The 15,930-nt window shown below is 36.7% G+C and carries 13 protein-coding genes; all 13 read right to left on the bottom strand.

All coding sequences use genetic code 11. The features are described 5' to 3' along the window. Positions 1-2 precede the first annotated feature (2 nt). Positions 3-7,130: a phage tail tape measure protein gene (locus tag MHI42_RS00615; protein ID WP_342422362.1), complete on the bottom strand. Its 7,128-nt coding sequence runs from the start codon at positions 7,128-7,130 to the stop codon at positions 3-5. 75 nt (positions 7,131-7,205) lie between these two features. Beyond that, entirely contained in the window at positions 7,206-7,622 is a 417-nt protein-coding gene (locus tag MHI42_RS00610) for a hypothetical protein (RefSeq protein ID WP_342422361.1), read from the bottom strand. 30 nt (positions 7,623-7,652) lie between these two features. After that, on the bottom strand, positions 7,653-8,099 hold the full coding sequence (locus MHI42_RS00605; protein WP_342422360.1) for a hypothetical protein: 447 nt from the start codon (positions 8,097-8,099) through the stop codon (positions 7,653-7,655). Continuing rightward, a complete protein-coding gene (locus MHI42_RS00600; RefSeq protein WP_342422359.1) occupies positions 8,089-8,574 on the bottom strand; it encodes a hypothetical protein in 486 nt (161 codons plus the stop codon). The genes MHI42_RS00605 and MHI42_RS00600 overlap by 11 nt, the downstream gene beginning before the upstream one ends. Positions 8,575-8,659: 85 nt before the next feature. Continuing rightward, positions 8,660-9,454 carry a hypothetical protein gene (locus tag MHI42_RS00595; RefSeq protein ID WP_342422358.1) on the bottom strand — a complete coding sequence of 265 codons (795 nt, stop codon included), beginning with the start codon at positions 9,452-9,454 and terminating at the stop codon, positions 8,660-8,662. Between the two features lie 15 nt (positions 9,455-9,469). Next, positions 9,470-10,189 (bottom strand): hypothetical protein, encoded by a 720-nt coding sequence (locus tag MHI42_RS00590; RefSeq protein ID WP_342422357.1) that lies wholly within the window; start codon positions 10,187-10,189, stop codon positions 9,470-9,472. Then, positions 10,189-10,662 (bottom strand): hypothetical protein, encoded by a 474-nt coding sequence (locus tag MHI42_RS00585; protein WP_342422356.1) that lies wholly within the window; start codon positions 10,660-10,662, stop codon positions 10,189-10,191. The genes MHI42_RS00590 and MHI42_RS00585 overlap by 1 nt, the downstream gene beginning before the upstream one ends. 19 nt (positions 10,663-10,681) lie before the next feature. Next, positions 10,682-11,848: a hypothetical protein gene (locus MHI42_RS00580; RefSeq protein WP_342422355.1), complete on the bottom strand. Its 1,167-nt coding sequence runs from the start codon at positions 11,846-11,848 to the stop codon at positions 10,682-10,684. Beyond that, the gene (locus MHI42_RS00575) at positions 11,849-12,307 is read right to left on the bottom strand and encodes a hypothetical protein (protein ID WP_342421907.1); all 459 of its coding nucleotides are present in this window, start codon (positions 12,305-12,307) and stop codon (positions 11,849-11,851) included. A gap of 16 nt (positions 12,308-12,323) precedes the next feature. Beyond that, positions 12,324-12,785: a hypothetical protein gene (locus MHI42_RS00570; RefSeq protein ID WP_342421906.1), complete on the bottom strand. Its 462-nt coding sequence runs from the start codon at positions 12,783-12,785 to the stop codon at positions 12,324-12,326. Between the two features lie 55 nt (positions 12,786-12,840). After that, complete coding sequence (locus MHI42_RS00565; RefSeq protein WP_342422354.1) at positions 12,841-13,833, bottom strand: hypothetical protein; 993 nt, start codon at positions 13,831-13,833, stop codon at positions 12,841-12,843. A 32-nt stretch (positions 13,834-13,865) separates the two neighbouring features. Next, the gene (locus tag MHI42_RS00560; RefSeq protein WP_342422353.1) at positions 13,866-14,402 is read right to left on the bottom strand and encodes a hypothetical protein; all 537 of its coding nucleotides are present in this window, start codon (positions 14,400-14,402) and stop codon (positions 13,866-13,868) included. Positions 14,403-14,424: 22 nt separating this feature from the next. Next, positions 14,425-15,924, bottom strand: a complete 1,500-nt coding sequence (locus tag MHI42_RS00555; RefSeq protein ID WP_342422352.1) for a hypothetical protein — start codon at positions 15,922-15,924, stop codon at positions 14,425-14,427. Between the last annotated feature and the right edge of the window lie 6 nt (positions 15,925-15,930).

Genomic DNA, 15,930 nt, shown 5'->3' with positions numbered 1-15,930 from the left:
ATTTACCATCCACTTTTTGTTTTTCTTTTCCATAAATCTTCGATGGCATCTGTTACAATTTTTGCACCTTGTTTATCTCCATTAATATTTTCAACATTAATGCTTAAATTATTCTCAACAGCATGAGGTTGAAGTGGAGATTTAAAAATCTGTGACACATTGAAATTGGAGAGCATACTACTGAGATTATTCATAACGTTCCCCGCAATCTCTTTAAAGAAGTCACGAGGCTTATCAATAATCCCCTCGCCCTTTTTTAATACTGCTGGAATCTCTTCGTTTTGAAGCAAACTCTTCGTTGTGGTCCCTTTTTCACCAACAATTCCACCTGTATGAAATTTAGTAAGTTTACTCAACTCAGCATAGGAACCATCCTGGAATCCATACTGTTTACGATATTCTTCATTTATCGCACGAAGCCTCTCGATTTCTGTCTGCTTATTCTTGTAATCAGAGGAATCTTTAAGCAAATTCTTCATTTCAATCTGCATTTGCTCTGCTTTTTGCTTATTGGATAGGTATTCATCCCAAGCAACATTACGTTTATTCATTGAATCAACAGGAGTTGCATTATTAGGAGCTTCAACTACAGGACTTACTGTACCATTAGAGTTATCAGTATTATCAGATGTAGGGAAGTTGTTTGCATAGTCTTTATCAAGTCCAAGAGAGTATTTTAAATTGCTTGCAATCTTTGATGCATAAACGCCTGAATTTTTCTCCAGTTCTTTGAAAAATGTGTCATAAGCAGCCTGAACAATACTTAACTCATTCTGAACCTTGACAGTATCTTCGCTCATGAGATTTTGCTTCATGTTATAGAAATACTGTTCGTCATTTAGAAGGCCATCGTAGTAGTCATCGTTAAGCTTTTTATTGGCTTCGATACCTTTGAGAGTCGCTTTATTCTTATCGTCTTCAAGCTTCTTCTCCTTGTCGATGGCATTTTTACGGTCTTCAAGCTGATCAGACAATCCTTCTTTTCGAATTGTGATTTCTCTGTCGCGTTGGAGTTTAGTGATCTCTTCAGCTTTAGCATCGATCTCTTTTTGTAAATCAGCACGTTTCGACTTTGCTTCAAGTGAATCATCGAGTGAAAGAGAGCTAAACTTACTGTCCAATTCAGATTTTTCTTTCTGAAGTTTGGCTAACTGATCAGTGTAATCCTCTTCAGCAACCTCTCTATCCAGACTTTTGGATTGAGCATTGATTGTCTCTTCAAACTTAGACATTTCTTCATCCAGATTATCCATTCTGGTTTCATGTCTAGCATCTTCTGCTTCTTTTTCCTTGTCATAAGCCGCATCACGAAGTTTCTGCTGTTCTTGAAGCATTTTTTTATACTTCTCTATTACGTTGTCAGCATATGTCTCACGAATTTCTTTAACTGCATCTGCATAGTCAAGAAGGCTAAGTGTTAATTCCTGAACTTGTTTCTTATATTCCTCTCTAACCGATGCAGATAACTCTTCGTTCTGAGACTGCTTTTCAGCATAGTCTTTGAGTTTCTTAGTGGCAGCTATTAATTCATTATTTAATGAAATCTGCTTCTTAAGTTCATCATTATATTCCTTAGTCCCTTCCTTGAACCCCTTAATAGTAGCTTTAGATAAATCTATTTTTTGGCTGAGATCATCAATCTCTTTTGTTAGAGGAGTTCCCTTAGAGGCAATTAGTTCAGCATTGAGGTCTTTAATATCGGCGGTATAATCCTTTAGGTTAAGTTCATCCAGAACAGCTTTGAATTCTTTTTTGGTAGCAGCGTCTAAATTTTCACTCATCATCAAATTTTCAAGCGAAGTAATTAAATCATCGTTTTCTTTCTTCTGCTTCTTCTTGAGTTCAATTTGATTGTTTAGCTCTTTGTTATACTCTAACGAACCCTCAGCAAATTGGGTCATCTTATTTTGAGATTGCTGTATAAGATTATCTAAATCATCAATCCGCTTTTTGGATGCATCGATACCAATATTCAAATTATCAACAAGAGTCTGATACTTTTCAGATTGAATATCGGCACGTTCAGTCTGAAGCTGCTTGATTAATTTGTCGTACTCGTCCGATTCAATTCCATATTCCTTGATAGCCTTTTGTAAGTCTAAAGCTTCTTGATTTTTAATCGACTGAGTGCCAGTCTTTAGATTTATCTGTACATCATTTTCTTTCTTAAACTCTACGCTAGTTGGATCAAGTTTCTCTTGTCGCTTCTGAGAAGCAGCAATTAATCGTTCTTGTTCTTCAACCGCATTATCTGCTAGATATTTTATCTCTTCAAGATATTGCACCTGACTGTCATAAATCTCATTCTGCTTTGTAATAATATCTTGTTCATTTTGTTCGGCGGCCTTTTCAATCTCACTAGTCGTAGCACCAGTGGTCTTTGTGGTTTTATTGCCGTTTTTGCTGGTTGTAACACCAGAAGAAGAACCAGATATGGAAGATGAACTGTCAACACGTCGAGCACCCTGATACTTATCTGCCCAATATGAGCTGTTCATATCTGATTCTTTTAGGCCACTGTCACCCATTTGAACAAATTTACCATTACCTGTGTAAATACCAACGTGGGAATTATCCTTGCCTGTAGTGTTAAAGAATACTAGGTCGCCAGCTTGTAAATCCGCCTTTTGAACTGCCACACCTTGCTTAGCCTGCTCGGCAGCGGAACGGGGAAGAGTAGTATTGAGAAATTCTTTAAACATTTCCTGAACAAACTGAGAACAGTCTGATGTAGCACCTTGAACAAATTCTTCATATGTACCTTTGAATTTACCCGAAACTTGCTCATATTTAAATTTACCTTCACTGGCAAGACCAAGAGCATTGGTTAACATATTATCTATGGAAGCAGAACCTGAATTAACGGAAGAAGAAGGGACGTTTGACCCCTCTGATGTTTTAACAGTAGTTTGTACTTTAGTTGAAACAAGCTGTGCAGGATCTTTGGAGCCTTTTTCAAGCAAAGCCAACTCTTGTTTTTTTAATTCAATTGTCTTTTTTAGTGATTCTTGGTATTCTTTAGAACTTTGTCGCATTCTTCTACGCTTATTTTCTTCTTCATCCTGGAGCTTCTGAACGTTTTTAAGCTGTTTTTGAAGTTCAGTCAGAATTTCAATCGTATCAGAATAAGAATCATTGAGTTTGTCGTTCTCTTTTCCTGTTTTTGTTGTATCAGTTTTAAAATCATTAAGAGTATTAGACAGAATGCCATATTTAGCTTGCAGTTCAGTCAGTATCTTTTGAGATTCTTGTAAAGCCTTGATTCCCAACTTCTCGGCATTCAAATCATCGGAAGAATTAACACTTAAAAGCGCCATTTTTGCATTCATTTCATCAGTGATAGCTTCAATACGCTTTTTTGTCTCATCAATGAGAGTTTTTGTTTTATCCATCTCATTCTGGATAACTACATTTTTCTCTTCTTTGGTTGCCTTAATAAAAGTATAAATGGCATCTTTGCTTAGTCCAGTGACCTTGATGAAATCAGTATATTTCTCACTAACTTCTTGTATAGTCTTAGAGGATAAATATCCATTCTCAGTCAGTTCGTTTTGTGCTTTATTCAATAGATCAATATCATCTTTAGCTGCAGAAACAGATTTTGCAAATTCCATCATCTGATCATCGGACCCATTTAAACCGCTTTGCAGGGCTTTCATAGCATCGGTTAATGAAAGAACTTGTTTTTCTGAGTTCTCCGATTCTTCACCTAAACCTTCAACGCCATCATTAATACCTTGAAAATTCAGTGCACTAATAGATGTCTGAAGAATTTGGAATTGATCTTTAGTTAACCCCGCACTTCCAGCGAACTTTTCTAGTGCAGCAATTGCATCATTAAGACTAGTTATTTTTGTGTTTTGAAAAATTGTAAATACTTCATTTTTATATTGTTCAAGAACCTTTAAATCATCAACATCTGTAGTTGCCATGATCGAAGCAAAACCATCGGCAAGCACTCGGGTCGATGCTTTAACTTCTGTTCCTCCAGCCTCAATGGTATCAGCATAAGCAGAAAACTGAGCCTTAAATGCCTGTTCTCTTTTGCTAACTGCTTTATCAAATTCTAAGCCAGAACTGTCAACTAATTTCTTAGCATCGATAATTGCTTGCGCTATAGATTCACTTATGGTAGCTAGTCCAGAAGTATCATAATCAGAAGGATTGATGCCAAGCTGGTAGGGAGCAAATTCACCAAGTTGACCCTTATCATTTTTGATTACTTCTTTATTTGCAATTGACTTCTCAAGGTTTTTTTGCATAGTGGTTAAATATTCCACTTCTGCTTGAGCGGCATCCCTGGCAGATTGTTCTTTTTGTATATCTGTATTGATTTTTGTCTTGTTGGCTTTATATTCATCCAGAGCTTTCTGCTGCTCTATTGCTGCTTCTTCTTTTAGCTTGTTAATTCTTTCTTGAATAGCAGCAGTATTTGCTTGTACAGCATCTGTCTGATCTTCAACTGTCTTCATGGTAACACCATGTTTTGAAGCCAAATCCGATTCAACACTTGCCAATCTTATTTTTTCTTCAGTTGTTTTACTGGTTTTATTAGCCAAGGAATCATATTCATTAGAGAGATCCTGTAATTCTTTCAGATTACCAGTTTTATCTTTCAATTTATCGAGGCTGGTTCCAGTTTCGTCTACAACTTCTGAGGTTTTGGAGAAGTGTCCTATTATCTTCTCAAGAATAAATCCTAGCCCAACGAGAACTGCTCCGACACCAGTACTTATTAACATACTTTTTAGACTTATTCCTGCTATTTTTGCTGATGCAGACAATCCCATTAACCCAAGTTTTGTGCCATTCGCAGCCTGTGTAATTCCAAACAGTCCCGCAAGAGTAGACATTAGATTAGCGGCAAATAATTTGAAACCAGTGCTCAAAAGCATTAGTCCGGCGTAAGAAACACCAAAAATCACTGGAAGTGCACCAAATGTATCAACAGTTGACGTTAATACGCTGCCAAATCCAGAGATAACGGATGTTAGAACAACGATAGAATCGGATATAAGCGCATCACCAACTGACAGAGAAAGGGTATCCCATGCCGTTTTCATTTTTTGAATTCTTGCCTCAAGAGACTGCATATATTTTTCGTTTTCTGTTACTGCTGAACCCTGAGAATGCAAAGCTGTTTCGGTCGCATTAATTGAAATTTGATAATTTTGCATAAGGGCAAGAAATCTGGAAAGTTGAAAGCGACCAGCAAGACCAACTGCTGTATTCTGTTGTTGTTCTTTTGATAATGAACCCCATTTTTTTGATAGTTCATCAAGAATAACTGGAGCATCTTTTGTGGCTCCATTTAGATCTCTCATGGCAATCCCAACATTAGCAAGGATGCTTTCTGACTTTTCCATTGTTGTAAGACGAGAATAGATGGTTTTAAGTGCGTTACCAACCACAGACCCACTTTCTCGTGTTGCAGTAGTGATAGCGGTAGTATCTCCGATTAATCTTTCCATAGAAACACCAAAGGTTTTTGCGGCAGAGCCTGCTTTTGTAATACTTAGAGCTATGTTCTGGCTGGAAATTGCGAAGTTGTTATCAACCTCGTTGATTTTATTCGCAACTTCAATACTCTTATTTGCCTCTACATTGAATACCGTCATTGCCGCCGTTAGCGTATCTATAGCTTCATCAGGAGTTAGATCAGAAATATTTTGAAATAATGTAGCGGTTTTAGCTAATTCTAAAGTTTGATTCTCATCAAAACCCATTCTAGCAAAGCCAATCGCATTTTCATTTACTTCTTTAATGCTTCTTCCTAACTCATTGGCTAAATCAATACTTCTTGTAAGCATACTATCAAAGTCAGAATCGTCATCCATTACTCGTTTTAGTTGAGTCATTTGTGAGTCTACTTCAATAATTGTTTGAGTCATTTCTTTGAAAGCATTTATTGCACCATAAAAAAAACTGCCTACGCCAGCATACATCAACATATTAGAGAAAGTTTGCTTGAGTTTATCACCTAGACCTTGAGCATGACTAGAAACTCTTTGGGCTTCAGAACCCATTTTTGAAATCTGATCCGTGAGTTGTTTCGCGGTTACTTTATAATTTTTACTTGTAACATCGAGTTGCTGTAATTGAGTGAGTAATCCTCTAAGTTTAACCGTTTCATCCGTAGAGAAGTGTCTATTTGCTAATAGATTATTGACCTGCGTCTCGGCACGGAGTTGAGTAGAAGCAAGAGAGGCAACTTCTTTTTCTTGTGTTCTTTGTCTGGCTGACAGTTTATTAATAGCTTCAATACGGTTATTAATACCTGCTAATTCGCTATCGGTTAATTTTTTCCCACTACTCTTGACGGCATTCAAGTTAGCAAGGACTTTATCATATTGGCGATTTAAAAATTCAAGTCTGCTTGCATCCGCCACTCCAGTTGCACTATTAGTAGCACTTTTACCAGCATAAGCAGAATTCATTAATGATTGAGTCTGCTTCTGATTCTTGGCAATCATATCATTGTTAATCTTTAAAGCCTGATAGTGTGCTTTATCCAATGCCTCAGATTGCTTGTTGGAAGCCTGAAGGTTCTTCCAGTCTAATTCTCTATTCTTTTGAAGTGCTAGATAATGAACTTTCTCCATTGCTTCGATTCTGGCTTTTTCAGTCTTCAGGGCATTGTAATGGTCTCTATCAAGAGCTTCAATGGCTTTATAATCTTTGAGTTGATTTTTCGTATACTCAAATTGAACAGTATTATCGGCATTCACTTTTTGAATTTTCTTATCGTTATTTAGATTATTTCCAAGAACAGAAGTGGTGGTTCCCTTACTGTTCGTCTTTTCTCGTTCAACTTGCCACTTTTTCTCTGCCTGAATTGCCTCGTTTGTAGCTTTGGTTTGTTCTTGAATAGACTGGGTTGTATTCTTAAAGCTATTGTTAATATTCATATTAGCTGTTGATTGAAGCTGAAGTTGAGATGTAATGGTGCTCAGGTTCTTGGACAGAGAAGCTAAATTTGATACGAATGACTTATCAATGTTTACTTTAAGATCGAGTTTTTGTAGTGATGGGTGTTTTGCTAATCCTTTAATATTATCATTAATTGATTTCAAGCTAAGGCCAGGATTTAACTTGGCACTTATGAGTATTGCTAATGGGTTATTTGCCATCTTATTTAAATCACTTCTTTCTTGTATTTATTGATCTGTAAATAAAAAAAAGAAGAGATTTAAATCCCTTCTTAATCATTCTTTGTATGTAATTTGTTCGACGATTTCAGCTAGAGAATCATAAATAAGTGCCTCATCTCCTGCAAACTCAGAAGGCCCACGATAAAGTACTGATTCTTTAATAGAGAGTAGCATCTTCTTATTTTCTTCATTCTGTTCAATGTAGACATCTTCAGTACTCAATTCCCTAATTTCTTTCAACCGTTCCTCGTTATTTTCAAATGTCATTTTATTATTTTCAATGATTGGTTTTCCATCGTTATCTTTGACAGCATAAACATTGTTGATTTCATTCATTTCATCTACAAAATCATTATATTTATTTATTAAAATTTTCTCAAACCGCGCTTTCATTCTTGTGTCGGGACGATCCAATTTTAAAGGATGTATATAATTAATAAACGACTCAAGTTCATATTTTTTCATTTTCATAGATTATACTCTCCCTTGTTCTAAAACTTATTATTGAACATCTAATCCTTGTCTCTTTAAACCATTCGCTATGGCATGTTCAACACTACCATCATTCCGCAGCTTATCCCTGGTAACCTCCGTAAATGGCCTACCTTTATTCGTATAGGGAAACTTCCACTCAGGATTGTAACCAACTCCTGTTTCAACAACTACTCCAACATTACGACCGTTATCCATACGATGAGATTCAATTGACACTGTATTTTTATCAACCATGCCAACTAAGATATTTGCATCACCAATTAATCCTCCTGTACCCTCGCCTGTTTCACCATCGCGTTGATACATGACTGGATCATATTTGTCATACACCTCGGATTGAATATTCTCTTTAAGTTTTGCTCTTGCAACCCCACTACCAACATCGTTTTCTAGTGACTTTGCAATCTGTTCATTCAAGTATTTTTCTAAATCTTTCATACTTTTAAAATCCATCTTCTTCAGAATCCTTTGAAGAAGTGAGTGCTTCTTTAAGTGCTGCTTCACCTAAAAACTTACCAGTCTCAGTACTAACTTTATTCAATTTGTCGTATACCTTTTGCTTCTCAACCACATCAAACTGTTCCAAGACTGCATCCATGATTCCACAATTATAAAGAGCATCAGCAATTTCTATATTCTCTTGTAAGTCCTCAGATGTCTTAGGAATCATAGGGACATTACTAAATTCACGAAGCATAAACAGATTAAGTAAGCCAATAGAGCCAATAACCAGTTCATTATCTAATTGTTCAGTTCTGCTGATACGTTCAAGAATAGTGATATATTCCATTACAATACGGTTAATAACTGTCTCTTTAAATTTCACGTTAATATCAACTTCATCGTTGTCTTCCAGGATATAGATTTTTCGTTTCTTATCCATTTCTCTATTGAGTTTATTAATCTTTGCTACTGACAACTTTGCCAATTAAATCTCTCCCTTTTAGTTAGTAAAAAATGCGGTCAGGAATATTGACCCAACCGCATCTCATATTTATTTAAGTGACTTAGACTTAAGCAAAATCTGCTTCATCGAAAATGTACATGGTGTACAAATCTTTCGAACCTGGAACCGCTAATGCTTCCATAGCAATATCTTGTACTGCTGGATCGCCATCAGGGGCCATAGCCATACTCCAATTATCCTCAATCTTTGCAGATGGAATGGTGATTTGAGCAGCGTAATCCTTTTTGGTCAGAATATCGCGTACAAGAACATCTAACACCAACTCATAAGAGCCAGCAAATTTATCAGTTTGCGCTTTAATTTGCTTGGTTTCAGCGCCAGCCATAGTCTTATAGTAGACGATAACCTTTTCTCCGTTAGTGACATCACCTGTGGCAAATGTAAGTGTTTTTCCTGTCACGCTGTACTCGCCTGTCGCTGGAGTAGCCGATTTAAATTCAAAGCTTTTTCCAATTGTTCCATCGGGCAAATATTTATTTACACTAATTAGAGCACCAGTTGCAGCTGGTGTATGCTCCAGTGTCACAGTTCCACCAGTTACAGTCAACACATTATCTACTGTAACTGGTGTAGCGGCTGTAACTACTTCAGTACCGAGCATCATAGCGATGATTTCATTGGTGAAATGTGCATCTTGCAATGTGAATTTTGCTGCTCGATTACCCGAAAAACCCACGACCTTCGGGTTCCCGCTACCCCCTTGGGTATAGACCGTGTCAGATGTATTCTCCAAACCAGATTGCTTCAGAGTATCTAGCCGTGCTTTCAGTTTCTTTGTAACCTGATCAAAGAATGATGCCGTAGCAACATCCCGAATTGCCCAACGATTTGTAACTGCCATTAATAAATTCCTCCGTTATGTAATTATTTTTGTCCAAGTATTTTCTTGAATTTTTATTTTTGTTGAATCGACTTTACCTGAATAGATTCCATTCATAATGTTGTTGTAGTGGTCGATATTTTCCAATCTGTAATACCCATCGTAAAACTGATAAATCGTCAGATCGGAAATGTTCAAGATATTGATATTGGGGGACTTCCAAGAGAGACCCGAAATTAAACTATGTAGATTACTAACTGGCTTCTTCTGTGGCTTTTTTGCTCTATCCCCCATAATCTTATCTATGAATTCTTTTGCTTTAGAATTGGCAGGATTGAATTCTTCTTTGTCTGAAGTATCTGGAACTTTGTTGGCACATTTGATTACCTTTTGAATATCAGAAAAATTCTCAGAACAAATAAAAAAATCACCAACTTTAAATCGTGGCGACTCGTCCAATACCTCTAAAATTATCTCATCTCTAAACATCAATCTTGAAGCCATTTCGATTGCGTCTTTGAAAGCTTCATCATGGATATAAAAATAGGTAAATAAATCAAAATTAGATTCCTTTAGGTCTTTTAAATCGGGGAATCTACTCTTATTAAAGAGTAGAGATGATAGAGCATGATTATATTTATCGTAACCCACAGATACAATATCCTTTAGGAGAGGAGAATAGATATTGATACCACTTAGGCTAACTGGTTGACCGAGTAAAAGTTTAAGCTCAATACTTTCTTCAATTTCAAACATCAATTAAAGTCCACTGGTCTATAGGTTAAGGCATATCCTTGAAACTTCTCATTGATCACATACTCATTCAACGAATTAAAGCTCAATTCACCAAGGCCTATCCCTCGTTGTGAATTCATTAACTCCTCGACTTTACTCAAAACATAATCCATTCGTGTGTATCCATAGTCTGTCTTAAAGTTATCTCGATGTGTAAACATGTAAATGCCAAGAATCCCATTTTTATAACTGTTGCCAGATGGCCTATAGTCTGTACAAGAGATGGTTATGTATGTCTTAGATTCATTGGTTGTTTCGGGGATAAAACGATGAGGAAAAATGTTCTCATACATCAATTCATCAGTGTATTCTATATCTGGTTGCTCAAGGAAATCTGTATTAGTGTAGGCAATAGCCTTGCACAATTCTTGATCACTGAGCAGCCTGCTTATCACCGTATTCTTATAGTCAGTTATCTCATTGAGAAATGACATGGCTTCACCTCACTAACATTTAATACAAAGGTTTAATTCTAATTCTTTTATTTGTTGTTGAAAATCCATTCTGCCCTGCTACGTGTAATTTTACATAACCGACTGTTGAAGCAGCTACAAGTGTGCATGTGTTAGCAGTTATATCATGAATACTTAGAGTAGCTAATTTTGTTGAAGATACGTCATCGTCGCTTGTTAATGTAAATGTACTCTCATCTGAATATTCAACTCCATTACGATAAAACTTCGCTGAATACACCTGACTTCTGCTTACCTTCATTTCTTCAGGTCCAACAATCTCACAAGAATATGTATGTAAAATCTCTTCTGTAACATTAATCTCAATACTTATTGAGACGCTTTTAAACTTAACTGTCACTACGGCTGTTCCTATCTTTAAAGGAGTAATTAGCCCATTTACATCGACATTCAATATCTCTTTGTCATTAACTAAGAATTCCATTGAGGGTGATGGAACGAGGATATTTTTGTTGGTTACAGTAACATTCAATTGTAGCGTTTGATCAATACTGATTGCTAAGGACTGTCCATTACCAATGGATATTTTATAGTCTGAAATGTGGTCAACATAATCTGCAATCTCCAATTCCAAATTATCTTTAGCAGTATTAATCTGATCCTCTTCAAAGGTTACAATGCTAATATTTTTAATGGATATATTATCTATTGCTGTAATCTTCCATGCTCGTGAATCAAAGATAAATCTTTGGTCTCTTTCAAATAACCTTGTATCATCATCACAACTTACAAGTAGTGTTCGACGCTCATTTCCAATGGATAAGATTCTGCCCTCACTGACACCAAAGTTAGTCGATGGATCAGATTTAAATGTAAAGTAGCGTTTATTGATTTCACCTTGAGGATCTACCCATTTGAGTGAACCATTACATCTACGCAGCACACCTCTAGAATAGATATCTGCCATATTATCCGTCACAATGTTTATCCACTTCTCATTTTGCCAATCAATGATGTCACCATTTTTTAATTTGAAATCAATCACTGTTATTGCTTTTTGGTCTTTAGTATCACTGTCATCAACGATCTGAGCAGCGATCTCTGTGTCTTCATTAACAATAACTATAGAGTTCAAACTTACTCGGCTCAATGAATTAAATTCTTTGAAAGTGTTAATTCTCTTTTTGTATCCATCAAAGTAGTCCATTTAGTCACCCTTGCTTAGACCACTATAGTCAGGCTTATAATAACTTGAGCCAGTCTGTCTATACGAATATTTTGTCTTTAATGTAGTCACTTTCTTTTGAACTCTTTCTTGATTTTTATACAGAGCGTCGAGATGGTTTGCTTGCGATGTGTACTGAAAATCTTTATTCGAGAAGCGTTGTTTTACAAGTTCAACATTATTAATCTGTCTCTCAATCCAACGTTCAACCATAAGGAACGACAAAATCTCTATTTCGTCGATTCCAAGATCTCTATTAAATAATAGTGCATCATCGTCTTTATCTCTGATATCAACCTTTGGATAATCGAATTCGACAATAGATGAATTAAGAAGAGAAGTTAAGTCTCCTCCTAATTCCTCATCGGTATAAGATTCATATGTATAGTCAGTAATTTTACCCAAAAACGAATGGAATACTTTGGAATATGGAGTACTCATAACTTCTCACTTCCTCTTATTTGGCATCCTCTTTCAATTCCTTAATTGCCGAAAGTACATCTACACCACTGTATTTTTCGATAACATCCATCTTATCCAAATCACTAATCTTTTGTTTAATAGCTTCAGCAGCAACCTTTTCAAGAACAGCGTTATTGGAATCAGAAAGGATCGTTTCAATCTCCACGCTTGATTTACCAAGGAGTTCGGTAATGCCTTTTGCATCTAACATTTGCCCAGGACTCACTGGCAGACCCAGCTCTTCACGAATAGAGGACTCTTTAATAAGCAATTCCTCATTTAAAAGTGTATAGCCGCCCGTAATATTCACCAATTCCTTCAAAATATCTAGATCAACTGACTTCTTTGCGCCAACCTTGTCCCATAGATATTTCTTATCATCAAGAATAAAAGAAACCCGTCCCATGCTGTTATTCCAGACATCCACTTTAAATTCACCTGTATTTTTTCTAGCCAATTTAATTCTCTCCTTTTTTTGAATAGTACCCTAAGTTAAACTTAGGGCATCATGATTAAGACAGACCAGTAAGTCGGTACATCGCAAAGTAATTTGTAGACAATACGGCTGTACCTACCTTTTTATATGCACTGAATTCTTTCGATCCATCCGCATTCTTCACTTCATCAACGATGGTCTGCCCTTCAAGTACTACTTTAACAATCTTATCTTCCGGTGCAGAACCCACTGGAACGACAACAGCATATTGTGGATCGAAGATTTTGGTCGTATTTGCACTATCCGCAAAAGACTGAGGAAGAACGATTACATCCGCACCTAGGAATCGACCAATATACCCCTGGTTACGCATATCCTGACGATCAGCATCACCAATAAACTTAGCATCAGGTACGATGTTTGCAGCAAATTCTGGCGTACAGATGATGGCAGCTTTATCACCATAAGCAGTAACCGTGGTAATCAACTTAGACATTTCAGCGCTGTCAAACGTTGCAGAAACAGCCTTATTGCTAGCTGGAAGCTTAGAATAACTTGCAATCAGTGCAGCCTGAATCTCTTTATAGATCTCCGACTCAATCCCATCAATAATGAGATTAATCAGATCCGTCCAATCCATCTGACCATCCAAGAACTGTTCAAACTCTACGTATCCTGCACCACCCAGAGCATGTGTAGCGACTTCAACAAAGTCTTGATCCAAGCGAACACGTTGCAGTACTCCGCCAAGACCAATACGCGTAATGAATCGTTTTACATTGTTCCGACCCTTTTTAAGACGGAAACGTGGGCGCTCTCCCTGTGTATAAGACTTAACCTGAGCAAAGTATCCAATAGCAGCTTCAATCTTTTTCGGAGCTACTTCATCGATTACTTCTTGTACCAGCTCAAAAATATCAAGTTGATTACGACGATACGTATTATAATCAGGAGCCAGCTCACGGAATTTATCCCGCAGAGCACCTTCCATATCAGACAACGAAAAATTAGTTGCGGGTACTTCTTTTTTATATACGGCAACCGCCATTTGTTTAAGTGAAAAATCCATTATTTACATTCCTCCATGATTATGTTTAGTGATTAGGCTTTTGTGACAACCCATTTGATACCATTTTCGCCATTTGGCAAAACTACACCTTCAACCGCTTTCAACTCAACCGCTGCAGTAGGGGTTGTAGCTGCTTTAACATCAATAAAACCATTAGTTGCAGCCACACCAAATACAGCAGTGGGCGAAATTGCAGCTACAAGTGCAGTATAATTGGCATATACGGTGTCATCGTATTGGAACGTATTTGTTTCGAATACATCTCCAACATTGAGTTTATCTACGCGAGGGAGAAATTCTCCTGGCTTCGCAGCAAAATGCTTACGGCCTTTATTCTCATAGTCCTTTTCGACAGAAGCATGTAGACCCACCAATGCTGTTACCGCAGTTGGTTTCTTAATCTTTTTACCTACATGGTCAACCACAAGCAACATGCCATTCTCAGCAGGGGTCGCTGCAAAATCTGTTGCATCCAACTCATATTGTGTATAAATCTGACCTGTTTTTACTGCTGCTACTTTATTCAGTTCTACAACTCCGTAAACGGAGGTTCCTTTTACAATCGCCATTTATTAATAGCCTCCAATATATTTATTTTTGTTTTGATTTATATTGCTCTACGTAACTTGCCCATTCAGGTAGGTTAGAAGGTGCAGGTGCATCAATTGTACTCAACGAGTAAATCAGATTTGGTTGTTGATTGTTCGTTGAGAAGTTAAGACCCTTCTTGCCTACCAATGCAAACAACTGTAATTCAAGTTCATCTTTGGTGAATTGATCAAGTTTACCTTTAAATGTATCCAATTCTTCTTGGGTAAGCTGTGTAAAACTGTCGATCATTTTAGACTTATCTTCATTTTCTCTGATAGCCCTGTAATTACGCAATTCTTCAAGTTCACCATTGTGATCTTCTGCTGGTGTTTTCGCTTGTTCAACATTAAAATCATTTCTTTCAATAGAAACAAAAGTTGTTGAAAGCTCAACTTCCTCTTCATTTTCCATATCTTGAGGAATAAATTTCACACGTTTTTTTGATGCAAAATCAATGGTAACAAAATCACCTACCATCGAATAATTGAGACCCACTGGAGTATAACCATTTTGTACATCTTCTGCATACACTCTTGTATCGTCATGATCGATGTACCAGTATCCTTTAACGGAATCCCCCCATCTATCCTTAAACATTTCAGTGCTTAGTGCTTTCTTAATTTCTTGCTGCATCTGAATAGCTGTAAGACTAAATGTTTCTGGCACAGTAGTTTGCTCATTTTGGGTTTTAAGTTCTGATAACTCATTCAGTTTAGATTTCAGTTCATCAAATGAGTAGGAATCAAGGTTCTCTTTGATCTCTGCAATATCTTCGCCCAAAAGATTGGTAAACTGGTTCATTAGTTCTAGCTTTTCGTCCACTTTTTCGCCTCCTTTTTGTTTAGTAAACTCACTATAATAGGTATTAAATTCTTGCAACATATCACTATAGTTAGCTGTATTCTTAATCTCGCTATACTTCTCCAGGATCGAGCCTTTCATTGCTGGTGTAACATCATCTCCTAACAAGCAAAGGCCATCAAACTGAAATTGGGTAAAATTAAATACCCCCTCTTTTGTGAAAGAGCCTTTTATGGATGCTGGAAATAATTCCATCGAGTGATTCTTAATTAAATCTCGCTCAATAATCTCTGTTGCTTCAGGAAATTTCCTCCAGAATAATACTTCTGAAGTTAGAAATTCACGTTCAACACCATCATCACACAGTTTCATTTCAAACTTAGCATGATTCGATTCAGGAACAATACCATATGCTCGTCCTATGTATTCTATCTGGACACCATCTTTATTGATGACTATTCTTTGTTCATGTCCGCGAAAATCAGACTCATTCATTGCATTCTTTTGAATGAAACCAAGCACAGGTGTATTAGCTAAAGATGGAATTGCTTCTTGGATAACCTGTCTATCAAAGTTAGTATTGTTAAGGTTTTTACCCGTATGACAAATCCAGATCTTCCCCTTAAGAAATCTTGCATCCTCAATATTTTCGATTTCCTCAAAGTAGATCGGGAGACTTGTATTTATCTTTAATTCCAAATATTC

Source organism: Paenibacillus sp. FSL E2-0178 (assembly GCF_038593005.1).
Lineage (GTDB): Bacteria > Bacillota > Bacilli > Paenibacillales > Paenibacillaceae > Paenibacillus_AQ > Paenibacillus_AQ phytohabitans.
The sequence above is the reverse complement of the archived record's forward strand: the minus strand, read 5'-3'. Positions and strand labels throughout refer to the sequence as shown.

Excerpts from the sequence above, each read along its gene's own strand:
- MHI42_RS00615 (WP_342422362.1), bottom strand. The coding sequence starts at position 7,130 with ATGGCAAATAACCCATTAGCAATACTCATAAGTGCCAAGTTAAATCCT.
- MHI42_RS00610 (WP_342422361.1), bottom strand. The coding sequence starts at position 7,622 with ATGAAAATGAAAAAATATGAACTTGAGTCGTTTATTAATTATATACAT.
- MHI42_RS00605 (WP_342422360.1), bottom strand. The coding sequence starts at position 8,099 with ATGGATTTTAAAAGTATGAAAGATTTAGAAAAATACTTGAATGAACAG.
- MHI42_RS00595 (WP_342422358.1), bottom strand. The coding sequence starts at position 9,454 with ATGGCAGTTACAAATCGTTGGGCAATTCGGGATGTTGCTACGGCATCA.
- MHI42_RS00590 (WP_342422357.1), bottom strand. The coding sequence starts at position 10,189 with ATGTTTGAAATTGAAGAAAGTATTGAGCTTAAACTTTTACTCGGTCAA.
- MHI42_RS00585 (WP_342422356.1), bottom strand. The coding sequence starts at position 10,662 with ATGTCATTTCTCAATGAGATAACTGACTATAAGAATACGGTGATAAGC.
- MHI42_RS00580 (WP_342422355.1), bottom strand. The coding sequence starts at position 11,848 with ATGGACTACTTTGATGGATACAAAAAGAGAATTAACACTTTCAAAGAA.
- MHI42_RS00575 (WP_342421907.1), bottom strand. The coding sequence starts at position 12,307 with ATGAGTACTCCATATTCCAAAGTATTCCATTCGTTTTTGGGTAAAATT.
- MHI42_RS00565 (WP_342422354.1), bottom strand. The coding sequence starts at position 13,833 with ATGGATTTTTCACTTAAACAAATGGCGGTTGCCGTATATAAAAAAGAA.
- MHI42_RS00560 (WP_342422353.1), bottom strand. The coding sequence starts at position 14,402 with ATGGCGATTGTAAAAGGAACCTCCGTTTACGGAGTTGTAGAACTGAAT.